The organism is Pseudomonas sp. (genome assembly GCF_051660785.1).
Taxonomy (GTDB): Bacteria; Pseudomonadota; Gammaproteobacteria; order Pseudomonadales; family Pseudomonadaceae; genus Aquipseudomonas.
Window position 1 is genome coordinate 1 of record NZ_JBOFQE010000116.1, and the last position, 24,493, is coordinate 24,493.

Here is a 24,493-nt window from a genome sequence, read left to right on the forward strand (position 1 = left end):
AGCGCATGCACCACCGACAGGCCGGCGACCATCGGCAAACCGACCATCAAAATCGACACACCGACCCGGCGCGCCACGGTAAACGCGATCGGCACCAGCAACACAAAACCGACCTCGAAGAACAGCGGCAGCCCGACCAAAAAGGCGATGCACACCATGGCCCAGTGCGCGTTCTTCTCGCCGAAACGGTCGATCAAGGTCCGCGCCACCTGCTCGGCACCGCCGGACTCGGCCATCATCTTGCCGAGCATCGTGCCCAGCGCCACCACCAGCGCGATGTGCCCCAGGGTTTTACCGACCCCGGCCTCATACGCACCGACCACACCGGACGGCGGCATGCCCGCGAGCAGCGCCAGGCCAATGGAGACCAGGGTAATCACGATGAAGGGATTGAGTCGGTAACGGGCGATCAGAACGATCAGCGCAATAATGGCGATGGCGGCATACACTAGCAGCCAATAGCCGAAGGACAGGGTCATGCGGTACTCCTCGAAAGGGTCACGTCGAAAGTTTTGTGAAACTCTTAAAACATTTCGAGACGTGATTTTCAAACGAGGTGAAAGTTATTTTCGTCCAGAGGTAAGGGATGTCGCGCAGAGGTATGCGAGGTCGGTGGATATGAAAATCAGGCAGGCGGATTTACATCCGATTCCCTGTGGGAGCGAGCCTGCTCGCGATGAGGGAGTGTCAGTCAACTGAGAGGTGACTGATACACCGCCATCGCGAGCAGGATCACTCCCACAGGATCAGGATTTCAGTCGTGATTCACACGAGCACGCTTAAGCAACTTCTTGCAACGCTCGGACAAATGCAGCACCCGCAAATGCTTGCCGGCCTTGGCGTAGCGCTCACGCAGGGTCTTGAGCGCGGCGATGGCCGAATAGTCGACGAAGCTCAAATGGCGGCAGTCGATGGTCACGACAGGCGGATCGTTGGCGGGATCAAACTGATTGAGAAACGGCGTAGTCGAGGCAAAAAACAGCGTGCCGTGCAGGTGATACAACTTGCTGCCATCGGCCTCGAGATGAGCGTCGGCATACAGCTCGCGCGCCTGCTGCCAGGCGAAGTTGAGCGCCGCGATGATGATCCCGCAGAGCACGGCGGTCGCCAGATCGGTAAATACGGTGATGACCGTCACCGCAACAATCACCACTACATCATTCAGCGGCACCTTGTTCACCACCCGCAACGACGCCCAAGCGAACGTCTGTTGCGACACCACGAACATCACGCCGACCAGCGCGGCCAACGGAATGCGCTCGATCAGCGGCGACAGAAACAGAATGAACAGCAGAATCAGCACCCCGGCCACCACGCCGGACAGCCGGCCACGACCACCGGAACTGAGGTTGATGACAGTCTGGCCGATCATCGCGCAACCACCCATACCGCCAAACACGCCAGAAACCATGTTGGCCGCGCCCAACGCCACGCACTCGCGATCCGGAAAACCACGGCTCTCGGTGATCTCGTCGGTGAGGTTCAGGGTCAGCAGGGTTTCCAGCAGACCGACCAGCGCCATCAATATCGCGTAAGGCGCGATGATCCGCAGGGTGTCCATGCTCCACGGAATGTCTGGCAACGCGAACGTCGGCAAGCCGCCAGCGATGTGCGCCATGTCGCCCAGGGTGCGCGTCGGCAGACCCAGCAGATAAACAGCCAGCCCGACACTCAGGATCGCCACCAGTGCCGGCGGCACGGCACGCGTCAGGCGCGGCAACAGGTAAACGATCGCCATCGTCAGTGCCACCAACCCGGTCATCATGTACAACGGCGTACCGCTGAGCCAGGTTTCGCCCTCCTTGAAGTGTTCAAGTTGCGCCAGCGCAATGATGATCGCCAGTCCGTTGACGAAGCCGAGCATCACCGGGTGCGGCACCATGCGCACCAGTTTGCCCAGCCTGAGCAGCCCGAACGCCAGCATGATCAGGCCACCGAGCAACACGGTCGCGAGCAGATACTGCACACCGTGCTGCACCACCAGCGCAACGATCACCACCGCCATCGAACCGGCCGCACCGGACACCATCCCCGGCCGCCCGCCGAAAAGTGCGGTCAGGGTGCAAATGATGAACGCACCGTAAAGCCCCATCAGCGGATTGAGGTGAGCCACCAGCGCGAAGGCGATGCATTCGGGGAGCAGGGCGAACGAGGTGGTGAGTCCGGCCAGGACATCGGCGCGCAGACGTTTTGGTTTCATGGAAGGTCGGACACAACAAGGAAAGAGGGAGCGGATGTTACGGAATTGAGCACGCCCCGGCCAGTTGTCGGGATGCCTAAGACGCAATCGCGAGCAGGCTCGCTCCCACAGTGGATCTCCGTTGCACACAAAATCTGTGTCCTATGAAGATCAAAATGTGGGAGCGAGCCTGCTCGCGATTGCAGCGACGCGGTCTAACGCGAACTCAAACCATCTCGTCCCGAATCCATTCAACCACCGACGTCCGCTTCGGCACCCAGCCCAGCAACTCACGCGCATGCTTGCCGCGAACCCGGCTGTTGGAGCCCAAACCATAGTTGGCCATTTCATAACCCCATTCGGCTTCGGCGTCTTTCAACGGCCAGTCTTGCGCCTTGCCGAGCTTCAGGGCCTCAGCCATGGCCGTGGTCATGTCGATGAAAGACGCTTCCCCGCTTTCGACGAAATAAAACGTGCCCGGAACATTCTTGGTCAGCGCCAGCAGATACAGGGACACCACGTCTTCAATATGCACATTGGACCAGATGTTCTGCCCCGTACCGACATGCCGGACCACACCGCTTTTACGCGCCTGTTTCAGCAAGCGCGGCAATTGCACGCTGTCGCGATTGACGCCCAGGCTGTGGCCGTAAATCAGGGTGTTGCAGATGACGCCCGAATTCACACCGTCCTTGGCCGCCGCAAGGATCAGGTTGTCGATGGCCACGCGGGCGGCCTTGTCGACGGTCGGTTCCGGCAGGTTGTCTTCGAAGTAGATGACGTCGCTGGATTTGCCGCCCGATGCATCGCCGACAATGCTCGAACCGCTGGTGTGCAGGAACACTTTGTTAGAGCCGCGCAGGGCATCGAGCAAGGCTTCCACCGCGCCGCGATGGTCGCTGCTGGCGGCGTTGATCACGGCATCGGCGGCGTTGGCCTGCTCAGCCAGTAGTGCGCTGTCGTCAAGAGTGCCGATCACTGGGGTGATGCCGATTGCGCTCAGTTCAGTGGCTTGGTCGGCGTTGCGAACCAGGCCGGTGACTTTATGGCCCGCCCGGACAAGACCGGTGGCAATGGAGCCACCGATGAAACCAGCGGCGCCGGTAACGAATACGTTCATGGAGAAACTCCCTGCGTGAATAAGTGATGCATTGAGTATCGAGGACCGTCCCTTGGCGAAACAGACCCGCTGACCCAAATCACCCTTGCGCAGGGGTCACGAATCAGCCTTTGAAGTCCGCATTCGCATACGCGGCCAATTTGCCCTGGATGAAGTCCAGGAAGCACTGGATGCGCAGGGCAAGTTGCGAGTTGCGGTAGTACACCGCGTTGATTGGCTGGCGATAGCCACTGTTGAAATCCGCCAGCAGCACCTGCAATCGACCTGCACGAATGTCGTCGATCGTCATGTAGTGCGACAGGCAGGCAATGCCTTGGCCGTCCAGCGCCAGGTGCCTGATGGTCTCGCCGCTGGAGGCTCCGATCGCCGCCTGGATCGGCCAACGATCACCGTGCACATAGCGCAACGGCCATTGGTTAAGACCTTCGTTCTGGGTAAATCCCAACAGCGTATGACCGGTCAGGTCCGCGACTGCCGTTGGTGTGCCGTGTTGTTCAAGGTACGCCGGACTGGCGACGATGTGCAGCGGGCTGCAACCCAGGGAGCGTGCGTGCAGAGTCGAGTCAGAGAGCGTGCCGATGCGGATGGCGATGTCGGTACTTTGTTCGAGCAAGTCGATGATCAGGTCGTTGCTGTTGAGTTCGAGCTGGATGTCAGGATAGAGCCGACGGAACTCGTCGATGTACGGCACGATGGCGTGCAGCATGAACGGCGAAGCCGCGTTGATCCGCAGACGCCCGGACGGGGTTTGTTGGCGTGAGGTCAGGCGCTCTTCGAGCTCGTCCATCTGATCGAGAATCAGCTTGGCATGCTCGAAGAAATACTTGCCCTCCTCCGTCAGGTCCATGCGCCGCGTGGTGCGGTTGATCAGCGTGGTATCGAGCTTGGCCTCCAGCCGCGACAGTGTGCGGCTGACTGCCGAAGGTGTCTGCCCCACTTGCTCGGCTGCTGCGGAAATCGACCCGCATTCAATCACGCAGACGAAAATCTGCAACTCATCGGATCTGGCTTTCACGTGTGTCCCTTATCGATAGTCCTGCCCAATACTACTGTGTTGAAGGGGACCCATGTGGCGAGGGGATTTATCCCCGGTGGACTGCGTAGCAGTCCCATTTTTTGGGGCCGCTTCGCAGACCAACGGGGATAAATCCCCTCGCCACAAAAGCTCCTCGACTCATGCTATCGATAGTAGCCGAGCCTCAAGCCTTGAGGCCGAACACTTCGGTCAAATGCTGTTCATAACGCGCCACGTCGGCTTCGATATTCGGGCGTTTCATTACATCGACCGCCAGGAAGGTCGGCAAACCGGTCATGCCGAGGAATTCGTTGGCTTTGTGGAACGGGAAGTAAACCGCGTCCACGCCCTTGCCTTCGAAGAAGTCGGTCGGGTCGTCGAAGGCTTGCTGCGGCGCGTTCCAGGTCAGCGACAACATGTACTGCTTGCCGTGCACCAATCCACCGCTGCCGTACTTTTGCGAGGCGTCGGAACGGGTGCGGCCATCACTGGCGTAGAGGCTGCCGTGACCTTCGGTGAACACTTCGTCGAGGTACTTCTTCACGGTCCACGGCGCACCCATCCACCAGCCGGGCATTTGATAAATGATCACGTCGGCCCAGAGGAATTTGGCGACTTCTTCAGCAACGTCGTAACCCTCGTCGATGAAGGTGGCTTTCACGTCGACACCGCCGCGATCCAGCACGCTCAGCGCGGCTTCATGCAGGGTGGTGTTGTAGCGACCATCGGAGTGGGCGAACTTTTTACCGCCATTGAGCAACAGGACTTTTTTCATTGGGGATCTCGGAAGGTTGGGAATTCGATGGCGGCAGCGTAACGACCTGCCTCGCGCGGAATAAGCGTTGAATTCGCAAAATTCATTTGACCAATACGCACGAATCGACAGCGGATTGTTGCCATAGACTTGCGCCGATTCTGAACTTGAGGAGATTTCTGATGAGTGAAATTAAAGGCTTCATCCTGCACGCCAAGACCCGCCCGGAAAAATCCGACGCCTTCGAAGCGTTTTTCAGCGGCCATGTAGAAGCGAGTCGCGCCGAGCCCGGCTGCATCGAATACCACATGCTGCGCGACAAACAGGACCCGACCCTGTTTATCTTCTACGAGATCTGGCAGTCCCAGGAACACCTCGACGTGCACTCGAACCTGCCGCACATGCAGCAGTTCCGCGACATGCGCATGGAATACCTGGAACAGGATTTCGACATTCGCGCCATCGAGATGCTCAGCCCGTCATCCGCTACCCGCTGATCAGCAAGTGGCCGCCGAGCAAGCCGAGGCCAATGAAGAACACGCGCTTGAACAGCACAGCGCTGATCCGCTGGCGCAGCCATTGCCCCAGCAGCATGCCAAGTACTGCCGGTATCAGCGCCAGCAGCGATGCGCTCAACTCACCGCCGCCGAGGGCGCCGCGCCATAACAGGCCGGCGGCCAGGGCGAGGGTCGAGACGGTGAACGACAGGCCCAGCGCCTGCACCAGTTCATCTTTGCTCAAGCCCAGTGCTTGCAGATACGGTACCGCAGGAATCACGAAGACGCCGGTGGCTGATGTGATAACGCCTGTCAGCACTCCGCACAGCGGACCGAGCCAGCGCTCGGTTCGACCTTCGATGCGCATGGTCGGTAGAAACAACCCGCTCAGCGAGTAAAGCAATAGCGCCCCTCCCAACGCCCGAACCACCCAATGACCTCCGGCCATGCCGATCCACAGCGTGCCTGCCCCGGTGCCGATGAAGATGGCCATGAGCATCGGCCACATCCGTTTGATCAAGCCGAGCAAATGCCCGCCGAATGCCAGTTGCCAGACATTGGTGAGGGTTGCCGGAATGATCAACAGCGCGGCAGCCTGTGACGGGGCCATAGCCAGGCCGAGCAGCCCCATGGCGATGGTGGGTAATCCGAGGCCGATCACACCTTTGATCATGCCGGCCAGCAGGAAAGTGGCGATTACCAGCACAGAAAGGGCCAGACCAAGGTCTTGATAGAACGCGGCGAGAGTATTCATGGGGCTATCGTGAGCCTGGATTGGCCGGTTGAAAATCTGCCATATACTGAGGTTGCCTCTTGTTTTGGGAGAGGCTGAAGGATGTATCGATGCCACTGCCGCCTTCGCGGGCTTGCCCCGGGCGGCGATCCGACGAAGGCGCCCGTCCAGACAACACACCTCCCGAGGCTGTACCGATGCACTTCGACCTGATCGACCTGCACCTCTACTTGAACATCCTCGACACCGGCAACATCACCGCCGGTGCCGCCCGCAGCCATTTATCCCTGGCAGCAGCGAGCGCCCGAATCCGCGCAATGGAATCTTCCCTTGGCATCGAATTCCTGGAGCGCGGCCGTCGCGGTGTCACACCGACCCTGGCCGGCAAAGCCCTGGCGAAACACGCCCGGGCCCTGTTGCAACAAGCCGAACGCATGCAACAGGACCTGGCCGAATACGCCAAGGGCGTCAAAGGTCAGGTACGGTTGCTGTGCAATACCACCGCGATCACCGAATACCTGCCGGAGTTGCTCGCGGATTTTCTGCGCGAGCATCCGAACCTCGACATTGACCTTCAGGAACTGCCCAGCGCCCGCATCACCCATGCATTGCGCCAGGGAGCGGCAGACCTCGGGATCGTGTCCGATGCAGTGGACACCGATGACTTGCAGACTCGCGCCTTTCGCGACGATCCGCTGGTATTGATTCTGCCCCACGACCACCCGCTGTCCGACACCGAACGTTTGAGTTTCAGCGATACGCTGCACCACGACTATGTAGGACTGAACGCCAACAGCGCGCTGGCCGTATACCTGGAAGAACAGGCGCTGCACATCGGTTCACGCCTGAAAATCCGCATCCGCGCCGACGGTTTCGAGGGCGTGATGCGCATGGTCGCACGCGGTGCCGGGCTGGCAATCGTGCCCTTGGCCGCCGTCGACCGCTGGCCGGGTGAGCAGCCCTTCAAGAGCCTCGCACTGCAAGAACCCTGGGCCCAACGCAAACTCCTGCTCTGCGCCCGGGACTTCGCGGCGTTACCCGCTTATGCCAAGGCTTTGCTGCACGCCTTGACTCTCCCCTGAGGGACAGACTTTACCCTTGAGGTTTCAACTTCAAGGACTGAGACGATGGGCAAACGAATTCTGGTCATTCTGGGTCATCCTTCCAGCAGCAGTTTCTGCGCGTCACTCGCGGAGCGTTACGCACAGTCGGCATTGTGCGCCGGGCATGAGGTGCGTCAGTTGTTTCTCGGCCAGATGAATTTTGATCCAGTCCTGCGCGAAGGTTATCAGCAGGTGCAGCCGCTGGAAGCCGACTTGCGTCAGGCACAGACCGATATCCTGTGGGCCGAGCATCTGACACTGGTGTATCCGATCTGGTGGGGTGGCATTCCCGCGTTGCTCAAGGGCTTTTTCGATCGGGTGTTCCTGCCGGGTTTCGCTTTCAAGTACCGCGAAGGCAAAGCCTTTCCCGACAAACTGCTGCAGGGTCGCAGTGCCCATTTATTGGTGACCATGGACACGCCGCCCTGGTATTACCGCTGGATTTACCGCATGCCCGGACTGCATCAGGTGCGCAAAACCACCCTGGCCTTTTGCGGTATCGAACCTCGTCGAACGCTCACGTTTGGCCCGATTCTCGGCGCCAGCGCCGGCCAGCGTGAGGCCTGGTTGCTGCAAGCCCAGGCTATCGCCAGCCGCTGAGTCTGCCGATAATGTGCCGGGGGTTTACCACGGTAAAAAAGGACTTTTCATGTACATCGGCCAAGCCGCGCAGCGCTCCGGCACCACGATCAAAAGCATCCGTCATTATGAGTCGATCGGCCTGCTGCCGGCCGCTCAACGGCTAGGCAAATACCGTGTCTATGACCAGCAAAGCGTCGAGCTTCTGATTTTCATCAAGTGCGCTCAGCAACTGGGTTTCAGACTCAAGGAATTGCAGTCGATCTTCGCCGGGCATCCAGGGTCGCAAATGCCGTGGGATTTGGCCCGTCAGGTCATCGCAGCCAAGAAACAGGAAATCAGCGAGCGGATCGCTGCGCTAACGCTGCAGCACTCGCAATTGGTCGAGTTCGAAGCCAGCCTCGAACAGGCCAGGGTCGATTGCCCGCTGAACAGTCTCTGAGGGCAATGCGCGTTTCTGGACAGCTCAATGTCGAGCACAGACAACTGACCCGGTGCGGGGCGCTATAGGGTGCGACTTCAGTTCTCTAATCCACTGCCCCGGAGTCCACATGACCGCACCCATTACCGTTCTTCGCGACACCCACCCGCTGCCGGTGCTCGATGCCTGCAAATGGGAAAAACTCGAAGGCGACCCGCACACCGTCAACCTCAACGCCTACACCAGCGAAGACGGAAGCAAGATCATGGGCACCTGGATCTGCACGCCGGGCAAGTGGTATGTGGAATACGTGAAGTGGGAATACTGCGATTTCCGCGAGGGCTACTGCATCATCACCCCTGAAGGCAAAGAGCCGATCCATCTACGTGCCGGTGATATTTTCGTGATTGAGCCGGGGATGAAAGGCACGTGGGAAGTGGTTGAAACCGTGCGCAAGTATTTCGTGTTTGCCTGATGCAAAAAAACCGGGAGATCACCCGACGTGATTTCCCGGTCAATGCAATAACTGTAGGAGCGAGCCTGCTCGCGATAGCGGTTTGTCATCCAACGATGATGTTGACTGATCCACCGCTATCGCGAGCAGGCTCACTCCTACAGTTCTTCATTTCAAGCCACTCTTTTACTGCGGTTTGCGATAGCTATTGATGATCGCCGAGAAGTCCTTGCCCCCTTCCCCACGCTGGCTCATCGCCTGATACAACTGCTGGGCCACCGCGCCGAGCACCACCGGTTGGTGCGCCTGACGTGCCGCTTCAGTCGCCAGCCCCAGATCCTTGAGCATCAGTTCGGCACCGAAACCACCGGTATAACCGCGCGAGGCCGGCGCCGTTTCAACGATGCCCGGCCACGGGTTGTACATCTCCGAACTCCAGCAACGCCCGGTGGAACTGTTGATGATCCCCGCCAGCACCGTGGTGTCGATGCCGAGCGCATCACCCAGCGCCATGGCTTCACTCACGCCGACCATGGAAATCGCCAGCAGCAGGTTGTTGCAGATCTTGGCAATTTGACCGGTGCCGACTTCGCCGCAATGAACGATGTTGCGGCCCATTTGCGCCAGTACCGGTTGCAGGGTAGCGAACAGTTCAGGGGTGGCGCCGACCATGAAGGTCAGCGTCCCGGCCGCCGCGCCGCCAGTCCCGCCAGAGACCGGCGCATCGGCCATGGACACACCTTGCTTGGCCGCAGCAGCCGCCACATCTCGCGCCGTCTGCGGATCGATGGTGCTGCAATCCACGGCCGGCACGCCTTTGCCGATACCGGCGAGCACGCCATCTTCACCCAGCCAGACGCTGCGCACATGCACCGCGGCGGGCAACATGGTGATCACCAGTTCTGCACCCTGTGCCGCTTCACGGGCCGATGCGCTGATGCTGCCGCCCAGTTGTTCCAGTTCAGCCAGAACGGTTTTGTTCAAGTCGACCAGGCTCAGCGCATGGCCGGCCTTGATCAGGTTGCGCGCCATCGGCGCGCCCATGTTGCCGAGACCGATAAAAGCGATTTTCATGCCTGGCTCCTTAACGCAAGTTGATGGTGGTGTTCACACCGTCGTTGACGCTGTCGTCATCGAACCAGCGACTGGTGACCGTCTTGGTCTGAGTGTAGAACTGCACCACTTGCTTGCCATACGGACCGAGGTCGCCGAGTTTGGAACCGCGCGAACCGGTGAAGCTGAAGAACGGGACCGGCACCGGAATCGGGATGTTGATGCCCACCTGGCCAACGTCGATTTCCGTCTGGAATTTACGCGCTGCCGCACCGCTTTGGGTGAACAGGCCCGTGCCGTTGCCGAACGGGTTGGCGTTGACCAGTGCGATGGCCTCATCAAGGGTATCGACTTCCAGCACCACCAGCACCGGGCCGAAGATTTCCTGGGTGTAGATCTGCATCTCGGGCGTCACGCCGGAGAACAGGGTCGGGCCGACAAAGTTGCCCTTCTCGAAACCTGGAACGGTCACGTCGCGACCATCCAGCTCAAGCTTGGCGCCTTCCTTGATGCCGCTTTCGATCAGATCGAGAATCCGCGCCTTGGCTTTTTTGGAAATCACCGGCCCCACATCAGTGCCCGGCTCGCTGCCAGCATTCACTGTGAGTTTCTGTGCCAGTGCTTTCAGGTCTGGCAGCCATTGTTTGGCCGCGCCCACCAGCACCACCACGGACGTGGCCATGCAGCGTTGCCCGGCGGCACCGAAACCGGCGCCGACCAGCGCATTGAGCGCTTGTACGCGATTGGCATCCGGCAGCACCACGGCGTGGTTTTTTGCGCCCATCATCGATTGCACGCGCTTGCCGTGTTTACCGGCCAGGTCGTAGACGTGAGTGCCGACGGCGGTCGAACCGACGAAGGACACAGCTTTGATGTCCTTGTGGGTGCAGAGCGCGTCCACCACATCCTTGCCACCGTGAACCACGTTGAGCACGCCCGCCGGGACGCCGGCCTCGATTGCCAGTTCTACCAGCAGCATGGTCGACATCGGGTCCTGTTCGGACGGCTTGAGCACGAAGGTGTTGCCGCAGGCGATGGCCATCGGGAACATCCACAGCGGAATCATCGCCGGGAAGTTGAACGGGGTGATGCCGGCGCAAACGCCGATTGGTTGACGCAGGGTATAGGTATCGACGCCGCCCGCGACGTTCTCGGCGAACTCGCCCATTTGCAGGCTGCCGATGGAGCAAGCGTGCTCGACCACTTCGAGGCCGCGGAAGATATCGCCCTCAGCGTCGGCGATGGTTTTGCCCTGCTCGTTGCTGAGCACCACGGCGATGCGCTTGGAGTGTTCGCGAATCAACGCCTGGAGCTTGAGCATGATGCGCATCCGCGCGCCGATCGGCGTCAGCTTCCAGGTCTGGAAGGCGCGGTGGGCGGCGCTGATCGCGGCGTCCACTTCCTGCGCGGTGGCGAACGGAACCTTGGCCAGCACTTGCTGGGTCGCCGGGTTGACGATGTCGTGCCACTCGGTGGTCTTGGACTCGACCCACTCGCCGTCGATCAACAGCTTGACGTTCTGGACAGTGGTTTCGTTGGGCGTGAGCGATGCGTTCATGCTGGTCTCCTGGACTTGTTGTTATGCAGGGAGCCAAGGCGGATAAGTCGCCTTGAGATGAGGCGTGTGTCGCGAATTGGTTGTCGGACTGTTTTTGGAGTATAGATGTGCAAACTTCTAATAAGAACGCACATAAAAGCCGGTCCATCATGCAAAAAAACATCACGTCCTTAGGCTCGTTGAACTGGGATGACCTCAAGTTTTTCCTCGAAGTCGCCCGCACCCGCAAGGCCAGCACTGCGGCCAAGCGCCTGGCGGTGGACTACACCACCGTGTCGAGGCGCATCAGCTCGCTTGAAGCGGCGCTTGGGACTTTGCTGTTCGAGAAATCCCGGACCAGCGGTTTTGTCCTGACCGCTGAAGGGCAGCGATTGCTCGGTTACGCCGAGTCCATTGAAAGCACATTGCACATGGCGTGCGAACAGGTTTCCGGCTCCGGCGTGGCGCTGTCCGGGCATGTGCGCATGGGGTGCACCGAAGGGTTCGGCAGTTTTTTCATCACCCCGCAGCTGAGTCATTTCGTCGACGCCTACCCGGCGATCTCGGTGGACATCTTGCCGCTGCCGCACTTCATCAGCCTGTCCAAGCGCGAGGCGGACATCGTCATCGCCCTGGAGCGTCCGGAGCATGGCCCGTACGTCTGCTGCAAACTTTGCGACTACAAATTGCAGCTCTACGCGACTCAGGACTATCTGGACAAGCACCCGCCGATCCGCCGTCCGGCCGACCTGGGCAAGCATGCATTCATCAGTTATGTGGATGATCTGGCGTTCAGCTCGGAGCTGTTGTACCTGGCGAACGTGCTGCCCGGCGCCAGCGCCAACTTGCGCAGCACCAGTGTGATCGCGCAATTCGTGGCGGCGCAGCAAGGACGCTCGCTGGCGATTCTGCCGTGCTTCCTCGCGGCCCAGGACCCGCGCTTGCTGCCGGTGTTGCCGGAAGAGATCAACATTACCCGGCAGTTCTGGATGTACTGCCGCGAGGATTTGCGCAAGCTCAAGCGGATCACTTTGCTGTGGGATTACATCCGCGCCGTCACTGAGCAGAATCAGCGTCTGTTGATGGGTGAAAGCCGGGAGATGCTGTTCGCCGATTAGTCGGCGCTCACCACGATCGATACCCGGCGGTTCTCGGTGCGGCCAGCAGCGGTGTCGTTCGACGTCACTGGCTGACTGCTGCCGAGACCACGCAGCTGAATGTTTTCGTCTTTCATGCCGACCGTGGTCAGGACCTTGCCGACGCTTTTGGCGCGACGCAGGGAGAGTTGTTCGTTGTAGGTCTCTTTACCCGAGGCATCGGTGTGACCGTCGACCCGCACTCGCTCGATGCCTACACCGAGCAATGACTTGCCGATCTTTTGGACGATCTCGGTACTGGCGACGTTCAGACTGTCGTCGTCACTGCCAAACAGCACTTTGCCGGATAAACCAAACGCCCAACCTTCATCGGTCAGTTCGAAACCTTGTTGTTTGAGTACAGCGATTTGCGCCGGGGTCAGGCCCTTTTGCGGTGCGGTCTGGCACCCGCTCAATGCCAGCACGGCCATGAACAAGGTGATCGCGAAGAATCGCAGGGAAAGCGGGGTGATTGAGAACACAACAATTAGCTCCTGGTTTGAACGTGGGCAACCGGGTGCTCCGACCCGGACGTGTGTTGCGCACCTCGGGAAAGGCGCTTCGCCTGGTACATGGCCGCGTCGGCGGCATTGAGCAACGCGCCCGGTGTGGCGCCATGATCCGGGTACACGGCAATGCCGATACTGAGCGAGGTCAAGACCTGGTTATGGCCCGGTATCGGGATTGGCACCTCCATGCTGGCGAGAATCTTGTCGGCAATCCGCTCGGCGTCTTCGTTTTTGTGCAGAGGCGTCAGCAACACTGCAAATTCATCGCCGCCCAGGCGCGCCACCAGATCCTCTTCACGCAGCTGCGCCCGAACCCTGCTGGCCACCGCAACCAACACGGCGTCGCCGGCGGCATGACCGAAGCTGTCATTGATTTCCTTGAACCGGTCGCTGTCGAGAAACAGCACGGCCACGCGCTCATTGAGCTTGTGGGCATTACGCAGGGCACGAATCAGTCGGCCTTCGAAGAACGCCCGATTCGGCAACCCGGTCAGGCTGTCGTGGCTGGCCTGGTGCGCCAGGGTTTCGTTTTCACTTTGCAGGTGGGTCTGCCAGGACTCGAGTTCGTCGAGCAAGGCATTGAAGTCGTTGCCGAAATTGTCGAGTTCGGCAATGTCGGCAGGCGGCACACGCCGGTCAAAGGCTCGATCGCTGCGAGCAGCGTGGGCTACCGCGGCCAGACTGCGAAGAGGCCCGGTGATCCCGCGAAGTTGCCGACGTGCCAGATAGAGGGCGACCCAGGCACTGATGGCCGTACACAGAACAATGCCCATCAGGCCACTGAGCAGAAAACGCATCAGGCTGCCACCGTGCCCGGTGAGCTGGATGCTGCCGATTTCCCGCCCTTGATGGACGATCGGCATGTCGATGGGTTTTTCGAGGAATGCCTTGGCGATCTGCATTTCGAGCTCGGAGAACAGCCCGGTTTCCGGTCGCTGCCAATGCGCCAGTAAGCGGCCTTTTTCATCCAGCACCTTGGCGTCGGCGACTTCTTCAGTGGAGGCGATCAACGCCAGGGCCTCAGTGGCCGCGGCTTTGTCGTTGAACACCACCGCGGCTTCCACTGTGTAATTGATCGAGCGTGCGATCAGGTGCAGGTTGTGGTCGGCATACACCCGCAACGCCAGAACCCCCAGCAATGTCAGTGAGACGCTGGCCATGGCCACACCCACCAGGGCGACGATCAAGTGCCCGCGGCCAATGACCGAGCGCAAGGTGGGGCGACTCCCCGGTTTGAATAGCCTCATGGCGCCGCCGACTTGCGACGGGACAGTTGCAACACACTGGGGTGAATGCGTACACCGCTGCGGGCGACCGAATCGAGGTTGACCTCGAAAGACACCTGATCATCAGTGACTCTGAGGCAAAACAGGCTACCGACGGTGCATTGATCATCGCTTTCGCTGATGCTCAGGACCGGACGTCCTGTCAGCGACGCAAAGAGTTGGCTGCGCTCATCGCCGGTCAATTTGCCGATGTACACCGCATCGCACTCACTGATAATCGACGGGTTGTCGGCCAACAGCCGTCGCACGGTGACGGGCCGACCGGTGGCCTGGGTCGTGCCCTTGACCAGGTCGTCGGTGTATTCGGTGGGGCCGACCACACACAAGCGCAGTTGCGCAGGCTCAACAGGCCAACGTGCATAACTGAGAATCCCGAGGACGACCTGAGTGACCGATTTGGCACGTTGGTCGGCCATGCTCACCGGGGTCTCCGATTGAGCAAAGACCACCCCGGTCAACAAGCAGAGAAATCCCGCGAGCAGCACTTGCTTGCGGCCAACGACACGCCCTGTCGTCCAGACAGCCACCTTCATGCAGGGATTCTCTTCGATATTACGAAATGATGCCGCAACGATAGCATAGCGTTGAAACCCCAGCGAGGCCGCGCACTACGGCACTTCGGACAGTTTCCGTCGTCCAGTGCCTCCCTTTCACTGGCTCGGTTCGATCCCATCGTCCAACTCCAGCATCAGCCCGCTCAAGCGCTTGACCTTGCGCCGTACCGCCTCTTCAAACACCCCGGCACGAGGCTCGATCAGGGTGAACCAGTGCTTGGCCCGGGTGATCCCGGTGTAGATCAGTTCCTTGGTGAGTACAGGGTTGAGGGCATCCGGCAGAATCAACGCCGTATGGGCGAACTCCGAGCCTTGGGATTTGTGTACGGTCATGGCGTAAACCGTTTCGACATCGTTGAGCCGACTCGGAAGAACGAATCGCACGCCACCCTGACCATCATTGCGCGGGAACGCGACACGCAGCACGTGCTTGCCCGCCTCGGGCCCATCGCGTTCCGGCAGCTTGAGGGCAATGCCGATGTCGCCGTTCATCAAGCCGAGGCCATAGTCATTACGCGTCATCAATACGGGACGACCTTCGTACCACTGCTGGTCGCTGTCGATCAGTCGGGCCTTGAGCAGCGCGGCGGTCACACGTTGATTCAACCCCTCCACGCCCCACGGCCCTTTGCGTACGGCGCATAACAATTGGAAGGCGTCGAAGGCTTGCAACACCTGACGTGCCCACTCGGTCCAGCGTGAATCTTCGAGCGGGCTGTCGAGCGGTGGCCGCTGGCTGCGAAGAAGGCTCAAGTAGTGGCGATAACCTTGCGGTCCGTCACCATGGCCTTCAAGCAGCAAGAGCTCCAGGGCTCGGTCTTGCTCACCCTTGAGGGTCAAGGAAAACACGTCGTCGTGACTTCGAGCGTTCAGCAACTTGCGGGCTTCTTCCGGCTGCTGCTGGTTAACCCATCGGGCCAGCTGACCAATGCCGCTGCCCTCACCGAACCGGCGTGAGTGACGCAGCATCACCACTTGCTGGGCCAAAGGGTGAGTTCCGTCAGCGTCTTCATGCAAACCACTGGCGTTCAGATTTTCACCACTGACCGTCTCCAGCCACTGGCGCGTCTGCGGGCTGTACCAACCGGCCTCGGCGTCGCGGCAAAGATCACCCAGCACAGCGCCGGCCTCCACAGAGGCCAACTGGTCCTTGTCACCGAGCAACACCAGTCGGGCATGGGCCGGCATCGCGTCGAGCAGGTTAGCCATCATTTCCAGGTCGATCATCGACGCTTCGTCCACCACCAGTACATCCAGCGGCAAACGATTACCGGCATGGTGACGGAAGTGCCGGGTACCGGGCCGACTGCCCAGCAGCCGGTGCACGGTGGTGACGTCAGACGGGATTTTTTCTCTTACCGTTTCTGCCACTTCCAGCGTCCGGACTTGCTGGCTGATGGACTCTGTCAGTCGTGCTGCCGCTTTGCCGGTAGGAGCGGCAAGACGGATGCGCAATGGTTTACCGGCCTCAACAGCCGGAGCCTGGAGCAATGCCAGCAACCGCACGACCGTAGTGGTCTTGCCGGTACCCGGACCGCCAGTGACGATACTGAACGCACTACGGGTAGCCAGGGCACAAGCGAGTTTCTGCCAGTCGATCACCTCGCCGGATTGGACTGGACCGAACAAACCGGTCAGGCGTTGGAGTAAATCATCCGGCGTTGTTTCGTGTTCAGCCAGGCGCAGGCGCAGCGCGCTGTCGATGCGTCGTTCGTAAACCCAATAGCGGCGCAGGTAAAGGCGCTTGCCCGATAAAACCAAGGGCCGCGATTGCGCAGCCTCACGCCCATCGACGGCCAGCGCCACCAGCCGGCTGGACGCCAGGACCTTGCACCAATGGGCACCGTCCAGCGCTTCAAGCAATTGCGACGGCAACAACATCGCACCACTTTGCAGATCGCCTTCCGGTGGCAAAGACAGGGCGAAATCCGGCTCTTTGAGCGTCTCGAACAGATCCAGACAGACATGGCCGTGACCCAGTTGGTGACTGGTCAATGCGGCGGCGAGCAACACCAACGGATCATCGTCGGGGGCAAGCTCGTGGAGAAAGGCTACAAAGGCCTTGTCCAGCGCCCGCAGCCAGCCGCGTTCAACCCAGCGCGTCAGCAACAGCAGCAAATCATCGGCGCGACTCAGCGGCGCCAGATCCGCCAGGCTTTCGGCCGCCAATGGCGTCGGCAGCAAATCGGCGAAGGTGCGACTCATAGCAGTACTCCCTGTTCCCAGGCGGGTTCGGCCTTCGGTTCTGCTTTGCCCTGAAACAGACGATCCAGATGCTCGATCAGCTCTCTGGGCGGACGGGCGAAATAAACGCCCTGGGTGGATGCCCGCGTACCGCGCAAGAACAGGTATACAGCGCCTCCGACATGCCGGTCGTAATCGTAGTCGGCAAGCCGCGCCTTGAGCTGGCGATGCAGGGCCAGCAGGTACAACACGTATTGCAGATCGTAACGATTGTCGAGAATCGACTGCTCCATGGCCTGTTCGGTGTAAGCCGCGTCATCGGGTCCCAGCCAGTTGGATTTGTAATCGGCAACGTAATATCGGCCGTCGTGTTCGAACGTCAGGTCGATGAAACCCTTGAACATGCCGTTGAGCAATACCGGTTCAGCGGCCACCCGTGCAACGCCGTTGTGGGTATGTTTGCGCACCAGTTCATCCAGCTTGAGCACATCGACTTTATGGCTGGCAAACCAGAATTCCATCTCGACGCGGTATTGGGTGAGCTGTTCGAATACGACCGGAGCCTGCCCCCCGCCGAGGTGCAGCGAAGACTTGAGCAAGTGTTGCAGCCAATCGCTCAGCGTGGTGATCCAGCCTTCCCAGCCACGGCGATTGCAGCGACGGGCAATCGCGTCTTCCACAACTTGTGGTGCAGCAGAAAAACCTTCATCACCGGCCCACTCCAGCAAACCATGGAGAAAGGTGCCAGGGTTGGGGCCGCGGGGGAATCGATGGATATCGGCACCACCGGCGGCCACTTCTCGTGGCGCCTCCGGATCGAGGCGTTCGTCGTCAAAGAGCTTTTGCGCTTGCGGGTTCTCCGGAGCTTCGTCACTGCCCACGCTCAGACTGTCGCCGATGCGCAAGGCACTGTACGAGGCAATCCACCAGTTTTCGCTGGCCTTGCGCTTGGGTATCAGTGGCGCGAGCAACGTCGCGTCATTGCGTGGGGGATTGTAATGCTCGGCGGTTGCCTCAGGGATTTCACTGCTGCTCAGCGCCGGACAGCCTTGCTGCAAGTCGTCCAGCCAGCGCTTCAAACCTGCGGATTCGGCCAGTGGAGCTCCGCCGCCCAGCAAATAACCCAACGCAGAAAGGTGCAGCACCGAGCTGTTGTTATTGCCACGCTTGAGATCGGTCACGCCAAGCCAGCAGGCATGTTGCGCCCGGGTCAGGGCGACATAGAGCAAACGCAGGTCCTCCGCCAGACGCTCATCGTCGGCCAGGGCGATCAACTCGGCAGTCGGTTTCAAGCTCACTTGCGCCTTGCCGTTTGCATCGTGGTAATGCAGCGGCAAACGGCTGCCATCCACGGGTTTAGCCGAGCAAATGAACGGCAGAAACACCAAGGGATACTCAAGGCCCTTGGACTTGTGAATGGTCACGACCTTGACCAGTTGCTCGTCGCTTTCCAGGCGCAGGATCTGTTCTTCGCCGGCCTGACCGGACAACGCCAGATGCTCGGACAAATGACGAATCAGCGCTTGCTCGCCATCAAGCTCGGCAGCGGCTTGTTGCAGTAACTCGGACAGGTGCAGCAGGTTGGTCAGTACACGTTCGCCGTCGCTGCGCGCGATGAGTGATCGTGGTAACTGGAAGTCATGCAGCAAACGCCGCAGCATGGGCAGCACGCCTTGTTTGCGCCACAACTCGCGATAACCGCGGAACTGCATGACCCGCGCTTCCCAAGCCAGTTCGTCCTGATTCAGCCGCTCCAGCTCCGCCAGGGAAAGGTTCAGCGTGATGCAGGCCAACGCGGCTCGAAGCGGCCGCTCGACATCCGGCTCGGCGCAGGCTTTTAGCCAGGTCAGCAGGTCGTGGGCTTCTTGCGCGGCGAATACTGAATCCTTGTCCGACAGGTAAACGCTACGCACACCGCGTGCAGACAGCTCGCCGCGTACGGCCTGGGCCTCTTTGCCGTCGCGGACCAGAATCGCGATGTCCGCTGGCAGCAGGCCCCTGAAGTCCTTGTCCTTCTCTATGAAACCTGCCCGACCTAGTTGGCCGCCATTGAGTAGTGCGGTGATTTCAGTGGCGCAAGCAGCAGCGAGTTTTTCTCGGTACTGAGCGCCGGACAGTGGCTGATCGGCAGACAGGTGCCAGATGTTCAGGGCCGGAACGACCTGGTCATCAATGTACAGAACTTCTTTGCGCCCTTGGGATTCGACGGGCAGGAACGGTACCGGGTTCTCACCGTTCTTTTCACGAAACAGGAATGCACCTCGTCCCAGCTCACGAGACTCGGCGCGCTCGAACACATGATTCACCGCACCGACCATGCCGTGGCTGGAACGGAAATTCGTACCCAGTGTATGCAATCGGCCAGCGGTGGCCTGGCGGGCGCGCAGGTAGGTATAGATGTCGGCACCGCGAAAAGCGTAGATCGCTTGTTTGGGATCGCCGATCAGAAAAAGGCCGCATTCAGGGTTGTTGTCTTCGATCCGGTAGATACTTTCGAAAATCCGGTACTGCACCGGGTCGGTGTCCTGAAACTCATCGATCAGCGCTACCGGAAACTGCTCACGAATCAGGGTCGCCAGGCGTTCACCGCCATCGGACTGCAACGCCGCATCAAGCCGCAGCAGCATGTCATCGAAGCCCATCTCCGCACGGCGACGCTTTTCTTCCTCGAACCGTGCACCGACCCACTGAGCGGCGTGTTGCAGAACGGCAGCGTCGGGGGTAGGCAAGCCGTCGAGGCTGACCTTGAGCCCGGGCATGGCATCCAGCCCTGGATGACTGGGGGCGTCGCCCTTCCAGGCTTCGGCCATACCGTCAGGCGTCAGGCGAGTGAAGCCCGTACCAATATCCAGCTGCTCGAGGGACTCATCGTCAGCCCAGGCTTTCAGCTTTTCGAACCAGGGTTCGAAATATCGGGCCTGCATCTTTCGACCGTCGACGCTTTTGCTCGCGACACCTTGATGACAGATGGCAAGCAGCTCATCCGCCCATTGGCGCCAAGGCATCTTGAGTTCAAGCAAGGCTGATCGTCGTTCCTGCAAGCACTCGGTGATCAGCTCGGAAGGCTCCTTGCCCTCAACGCTGTCACGCTCGCTGGCGAACAAACTGCGTACGCGCGGCAATAACGCCGCCGGCCCACCCCAATTCCCCCGGACCCAGCTCAGCGCATCTCCCTGCATCGGGTAGCAGAACAGCCGCCAGTAATCGCGCAGGACTTCGCCCAGCAAATCGCTGTGATCGGTTTCCAGGGTCTGGGTAAACAGGCTGCCGCTGTCGAAAGCGTGCTCGCGCAACATGCGCTGGCACCAACTGTGGATGGTCGAGACGGCGGCTTCATCCATCCACTGCGCGGCGATGTCCAGACGGTTTGCGCAGCCGGACCACTGTTCGGGCGGGTACTCATCACGCAGTTCAGCGATGAGGCTATCGGGTTCATCGATCTCATCACGAAAGTATCGCGCCGCTTCGGCGAGGCGGGTGCGAATGCGTTCACGCAGCTCTTTGGTTGCGGCGTCGGTGAACGTTACAACGAGGATCTGCGGCGGCAACAGTTCACGCCCGAATCCGCTCGAATCGCCGCCATGACCGAGGACCAGACGCAGGTACAGCGCAGAAATGGTAAAGGTCTTGCCAGTACCGGCGCTGGCTTCGATCAGTTGACTGCCGCGCAGGGGGAATGCCAGGGCCAGTGGTGTCTTCGTGGTCATGAGCGCGCCTCCTCGCTGGTCAATGAACGCCAAGAGGCTTCAAGCATTGGTTTGTATAAAGCGTTGCACCAATCGGGGAAGGTCTCGTCGGCGGTCAGAGCATCGTAATCAGCGAACTGTCGGGAGAGTGCCGGGCTTTCGCGGCGCTCGCCGTCGGTGGTTTGGCCGTCGCCTTCATAGGTCTTGCGAGCGGCTGCCTCGGCTTTGACCGGGTCAGTTTGAGAGAGCCACGCGAAGGCGGTTTTCGCGGCAATCGGAAGGGGTTGGCGCATGCCCGTCTGCCATGCCTGCAACAGGTTACTCAGGGCATGACGTGCAGTGCCCTCCTCCAAAGGGGCTAATAGCAGACTGTCGTCACTGGCCACTAACGCGGTGGTCATCGACATGCCGCTGGCGCAAGCGACCAAGTGGTTGACCCATGGACGCGTCAGGCGATGCCACTTGCGGGTCTTGATCGAACCGATGCTGTTGGGAATGGTGGTGACAGACAGCAGGCCGCCATCTGCACGTTGGTGCAGGCCACTGAGCCAGCCTTCCAGGCGAAGGCCTTCCAGCTCGAGGTTGACAGGCAACGCGCTGGTGAGCGGTGTCGGCCACAACGCCAGGAGCTGTTGGTAACGCTGCAACAGATCCGGCAATGGCTCGATCAACTCTCGCTGCAGGCATTCGCCGAAACCGGCCATGGGCAAGAGCCCGCTGTTTTGCAGACGTTTTGCCTGAGCCTCAAGCGCATGATCGACGTGATCCAGTTGCCCGAGCGCAGCTTCCAGCAAACTGTCACTGAGGCTGTAACGCTGAAGAGCATCGAGTACGAAGGGTTCTTCATCGGCCAAGGGTGCTTCAGCGGCTTCGAAGAACACCTTGAGTCGCTGGCTGAAAAAATGTCGTACGGGATTGCGCAGAAAATCCTGCAATTGACCGAGGCTTAGCGGCTCTTCCTGAACATAGGCATCAAGGACCTGGATGTCCGTTGCCTGTTCACCAGTCTGGTGAAGCACCTGCCATTCGCTGGCGAAGCTGAACAGCTCGTCACCCTCATGAAAATAGCGGGCGCTGAAGGGTTGCAGCGGGTGTTCCTGAGTCATGACCTCAAGCAGCTTTTCACTGTCGGCCTGTAATCGCCAGCCGCCGGCCAGGTGATCGCGCAGTTGGCCAATCAGTACCGAAGCCGGACGCTCGCTATTGTCCCGAATGCTGCGGCCGACCCAACTGATATAGAGTTGGTCACGTGCCGACAACAGAGCCTCCAACAACAGATAGCGGTCATCCTCGCGCCGGGAACGATCACCCGGACGGTAGTCGCTGCCCATGAGATCGAAGTCCAGCGGTGGCTGCGCTCGCGGGTAATCGCCGTCATTCATTCCGAGCAGACAGACCAGTTTGAACGGGATCGCTCGCATCGGCATCAAGGTGCAGAAGTTCACGGCTCCGGCCAGAAAACGCTGGGACAGACGACCCTGGTCGAGGCCTGCCAGCCAGGCTTCACGGACCACGGTCAACGGCAGTTCATCATGCAGGCCCACTGACTCGCAGGTCTCAAGCCAGGTTTCCCGCAGTTCTTCGAGTTGGGCCAGCAAGTAATCGTCATGCTCATTGCTGGCCTGGAAGAACAGCTGCACCAACGCTTGCAACCGAGTGCCCCATTGCTTGGGCGGTGCCGGTTGAGTCAGTTCCTGGTGAGCAATCTCCAATGCGTCCAGTAGTGCGACCAACGGACCGATGAGCGCAGCATCCAGACCGCCTATCTCGTCGTAAGGCTCGATGCCTTCGCAGGCAATGGCGCTGCCGACGGCATAACCGAGCAACATCCGACGCAGGCCGAAACGCCAACTGTTTTGCTCTAGCTCTTGAGGCAGACCCAATCCCGCGCGCTGCTCGGCATTCATCCCCCAGCGAATACCAGCGCCTTCGATCCAGCGGTGCAGGGTTGGCAAGTCACGTTCCTCGACACCGAAGCGGGCGCGTAGCGCCGGAACGTCCAGCAGATCGAGGATCTCGCTGACGGGAAAGCGGCTGTCGGGCAATTTGAGCAGATGTTCGACAGCGATCAGCAACGGATCACGACCGCGTTGACCTTGATCCGCAAGCGTGAAAGGAATGAAGCGCGAATCGAAGCGATCAAGTTGACCAAATACTGCACGGATGTGCGGCGCGTAACTGTCGATGTCCGGAACCATCACGATCACATCGCGAGGCTTTAAGTTCGGATCTGCACTGAAGCGTGCGAGCAGCTGATCGTGGAGGATCTCCACCTCGCGCTGGGCGCTATGGGCGATGTGGAAACGAATCGATTCGTCCTTACTGAGATCGATAGGCGGCCAGAGCTCGCGAGTTTCATTCAGGGGGCGCAGTTCAAGGATGTCATCCTGCAACTGGTTGAGCATGTTCTGCGGTTGGCTATCGCTGAACAAGTCTATGCGCCCATCTCGAAATGCCGAGCGATAGCTGTTGGGATCGTCGTAGCTGTCGAGCAGATTGATGTAGTCCCGCCCCTGCTTGCCCCAAGCCGCCAATAGCGGGTGAGCATGTTGGTGAAGGGTTTGCGGATCGAGCACAACAGGCATGCCGCTTTTGCGGGCCTGGCGCTTGTATTGATGCCGTAACAGGTCTTTATCGGCGACGATGTCAGCCCAATGGTGACGACATGGGTTGTGTACGCACAGCAGAACCTGGCTGAATCGGGCCAATCCGGCAAGTGCTTCCAGGGCTTGTGCCGGGAGAGAAGAGATGCCGAAAACGATCACCCGTGAAGGCAATCCACTGGGTGCCACGTCGAGGCTGTTGATACGCTCGATGAACCGTTGATGAACACCGGCGCGGCTTTGCGCCATGCCTTGCTCACCCACATCCACTAACAGAGCGCGCCACAACTCTGCTTGCCAACAGTTGGCCGGAGTGAGGGGCTTTGCTTCGCCTCTGCCGTTTCGCAATTGATGACGACCTTCTGCCCAGTCTTCGAGCCAGTCGGCCCGGTATACCTGATATTGGTCGAACAGATCCGCCAACCGCTCAGACAACTGGTAACGCTTGCGCAGATCGGAGTCATTGGTCAGGAAGCGTTGCAGCGGTTCGAAATGCGGCTGATTGATCAGCTGCGGAAGCAGACGCATCAGGCGCCAGGTCAGTGGAGCCTTGTCGAGCAGGGATTTGACCGGAATTTCATCGCGGCCCAGAACCATGCGGTAGAGCTGCCACATGAAGCTACCCGGGAGTTGAACGTCGATGGCTGCCGCAATTCCGCAGCCGCCCATGTCGTCGTCTTCAGGGTCTTCAGCCAGAGCCAGCTTCAGCCACTGGGCGATGCCGTTACTCTGAACCAGGGCGATTTCGTTTTCCAAGGGAGCCAGCGGGTAGCGCCGCATCCAGCTGACCACCAGGCTGCGTAACTCGTCCAGGCGGTTACCGTGAACCACCATAAAACCAGCACTGAGGGACGTCGCGTCCGGCATAAAGGCTTCCTTGGGAAAATACAAAAGCTAGGGCCGAACCTTAGCATTGTCGGGAGACTGTGACAGCCGGGAGCCGTCCGATGTTGCTGTACGAACTTTCCTGCGGGCAAAACAAAACCCCAACTGCTTTCGCAATTGGGGTTTCGGAATTTAATCTTGACGATGACCTACTCTCACATGGGGAAACCCCACACTACCATCGGCGATGCATCGTTTCACTGCT

20 protein-coding genes are annotated in these 24,493 nt (G+C 59.9%); 6 read left to right on the forward strand and 14 right to left on the reverse strand.

The features are described from left to right. From ACRC4F_RS31005 to ACRC4F_RS31025, 5 genes are all read right to left on the reverse strand, one after another. Positions 1 to 479, reverse strand: a 479-nt coding sequence (locus ACRC4F_RS31005; RefSeq protein WP_438658321.1) for a GntT/GntP/DsdX family permease, incomplete at its 3' end; no start/stop codon positions are given. 275 nt (positions 480 to 754) lie between these two features. Further along, a complete protein-coding gene (locus ACRC4F_RS31010) occupies positions 755 to 2,200 on the reverse strand; it encodes a SulP family inorganic anion transporter (protein WP_438662718.1) in 1,446 nt (481 codons plus the stop codon). 205 nt (positions 2,201 to 2,405) lie between these two features. Further along, the gene (locus ACRC4F_RS31015) at positions 2,406 to 3,299 is read right to left on the reverse strand and encodes an NAD-dependent epimerase/dehydratase family protein (protein WP_438662719.1); all 894 of its coding nucleotides are present in this window, start codon (positions 3,297 to 3,299) and stop codon (positions 2,406 to 2,408) included. A gap of 103 nt (positions 3,300 to 3,402) precedes the next feature. After that, complete coding sequence (locus ACRC4F_RS31020) at positions 3,403 to 4,314, reverse strand: LysR substrate-binding domain-containing protein (RefSeq protein ID WP_438662720.1); 912 nt, start codon at positions 4,312 to 4,314, stop codon at positions 3,403 to 3,405. Between the two features lie 184 nt (positions 4,315 to 4,498). Beyond that, complete coding sequence (locus ACRC4F_RS31025) at positions 4,499 to 5,089, reverse strand: NAD(P)H-dependent oxidoreductase (protein WP_438662721.1); 591 nt, start codon at positions 5,087 to 5,089, stop codon at positions 4,499 to 4,501. Positions 5,090 to 5,250: 161 nt separating this feature from the next. Here ACRC4F_RS31025 and ACRC4F_RS31030 point away from each other — a divergent pair, with 161 nt between their 5' ends. Then, a complete protein-coding gene (locus ACRC4F_RS31030) occupies positions 5,251 to 5,565 on the forward strand; it encodes a putative quinol monooxygenase (RefSeq protein ID WP_438662722.1) in 315 nt (104 codons plus the stop codon). On the opposite strand, the gene ACRC4F_RS31035 is transcribed toward ACRC4F_RS31030, so the two are convergent. Next, a complete protein-coding gene (locus ACRC4F_RS31035; RefSeq protein WP_438662723.1) occupies positions 5,555 to 6,319 on the reverse strand; it encodes a sulfite exporter TauE/SafE family protein in 765 nt (254 codons plus the stop codon). The two genes, ACRC4F_RS31030 and ACRC4F_RS31035, sit on opposite strands and share 11 nt — an antisense overlap. Before the next feature lie 176 nt (positions 6,320 to 6,495). Here ACRC4F_RS31035 and ACRC4F_RS31040 point away from each other — a divergent pair, with 176 nt between their 5' ends. The 4 genes from ACRC4F_RS31040 to ACRC4F_RS31055 all read left to right on the forward strand — a co-directional run bounded on the left by ACRC4F_RS31040 (position 6,496) and on the right by ACRC4F_RS31055 (position 8,876). Further along, on the forward strand, positions 6,496 to 7,380 hold the full coding sequence (locus tag ACRC4F_RS31040) for a LysR substrate-binding domain-containing protein (protein WP_438662734.1): 885 nt from the start codon (positions 6,496 to 6,498) through the stop codon (positions 7,378 to 7,380). Positions 7,381 to 7,425: 45 nt separating this feature from the next. Then, a complete protein-coding gene (locus ACRC4F_RS31045; RefSeq protein WP_438662724.1) occupies positions 7,426 to 8,001 on the forward strand; it encodes an NAD(P)H-dependent oxidoreductase in 576 nt (191 codons plus the stop codon). A gap of 49 nt (positions 8,002 to 8,050) precedes the next feature. Then, positions 8,051 to 8,422: a MerR family transcriptional regulator gene (locus ACRC4F_RS31050; RefSeq protein ID WP_438662725.1), complete on the forward strand. Its 372-nt coding sequence runs from the start codon at positions 8,051 to 8,053 to the stop codon at positions 8,420 to 8,422. Positions 8,423 to 8,531: 109 nt separating this feature from the next. Beyond that, on the forward strand, positions 8,532 to 8,876 hold the full coding sequence (locus ACRC4F_RS31055; protein WP_007946320.1) for a cupin domain-containing protein: 345 nt from the start codon (positions 8,532 to 8,534) through the stop codon (positions 8,874 to 8,876). A gap of 165 nt (positions 8,877 to 9,041) precedes the next feature. Here ACRC4F_RS31055 and mmsB read toward each other — a convergent pair whose 3' ends face one another. Continuing rightward, positions 9,042 to 9,929, reverse strand: coding sequence for a 3-hydroxyisobutyrate dehydrogenase (gene mmsB / locus ACRC4F_RS31060; RefSeq protein ID WP_438662726.1), 888 nt, complete (start codon positions 9,927 to 9,929; stop codon positions 9,042 to 9,044). 10 nt (positions 9,930 to 9,939) lie between these two features. After that, positions 9,940 to 11,466 (reverse strand): CoA-acylating methylmalonate-semialdehyde dehydrogenase, encoded by a 1,527-nt coding sequence (locus ACRC4F_RS31065; RefSeq protein ID WP_438662727.1) that lies wholly within the window; start codon positions 11,464 to 11,466, stop codon positions 9,940 to 9,942. Between the two features lie 149 nt (positions 11,467 to 11,615). Here ACRC4F_RS31065 and ACRC4F_RS31070 point away from each other — a divergent pair, with 149 nt between their 5' ends. Beyond that, positions 11,616 to 12,563, forward strand: a complete 948-nt coding sequence (locus ACRC4F_RS31070; RefSeq protein ID WP_438662728.1) for a LysR family transcriptional regulator — start codon at positions 11,616 to 11,618, stop codon at positions 12,561 to 12,563. Here ACRC4F_RS31070 and ACRC4F_RS31075 read toward each other — a convergent pair. The 6 genes from ACRC4F_RS31075 to recC form a co-directional block, all read right to left on the reverse strand. Continuing rightward, positions 12,560 to 13,012: an OmpA family protein gene (locus ACRC4F_RS31075; protein WP_438662735.1), complete on the reverse strand. Its 453-nt coding sequence runs from the start codon at positions 13,010 to 13,012 to the stop codon at positions 12,560 to 12,562. The two genes, ACRC4F_RS31070 and ACRC4F_RS31075, sit on opposite strands and share 4 nt — an antisense overlap. A 56-nt stretch (positions 13,013 to 13,068) precedes the next feature. Next, positions 13,069 to 14,337 carry a diguanylate cyclase domain-containing protein gene (locus ACRC4F_RS31080; RefSeq protein WP_438662729.1) on the reverse strand — a complete coding sequence of 423 codons (1,269 nt, stop codon included), beginning with the start codon at positions 14,335 to 14,337 and terminating at the stop codon, positions 13,069 to 13,071. Next, on the reverse strand, positions 14,334 to 14,909 hold the full coding sequence (locus ACRC4F_RS31085; protein WP_438662730.1) for a YfiR family protein: 576 nt from the start codon (positions 14,907 to 14,909) through the stop codon (positions 14,334 to 14,336). Before ACRC4F_RS31085 ends, ACRC4F_RS31080 begins: the two co-directional genes overlap by 4 nt. 117 nt (positions 14,910 to 15,026) lie before the next feature. Then, positions 15,027 to 17,135, reverse strand: a complete 2,109-nt coding sequence (gene recD, locus ACRC4F_RS31090) for an exodeoxyribonuclease V subunit alpha (protein WP_438662731.1) — start codon at positions 17,133 to 17,135, stop codon at positions 15,027 to 15,029. Then, positions 17,132 to 20,821, reverse strand: a complete 3,690-nt coding sequence (gene recB, locus ACRC4F_RS31095; protein WP_438662732.1) for an exodeoxyribonuclease V subunit beta — start codon at positions 20,819 to 20,821, stop codon at positions 17,132 to 17,134. The genes recD and recB overlap by 4 nt, the downstream gene beginning before the upstream one ends. Next, positions 20,818 to 24,270, reverse strand: coding sequence for an exodeoxyribonuclease V subunit gamma (gene recC, locus ACRC4F_RS31100; protein ID WP_438662733.1), 3,453 nt, complete (start codon positions 24,268 to 24,270; stop codon positions 20,818 to 20,820). Before recC ends, recB begins: the two co-directional genes overlap by 4 nt. Between the last annotated feature and the right edge of the window lie 223 nt (positions 24,271 to 24,493).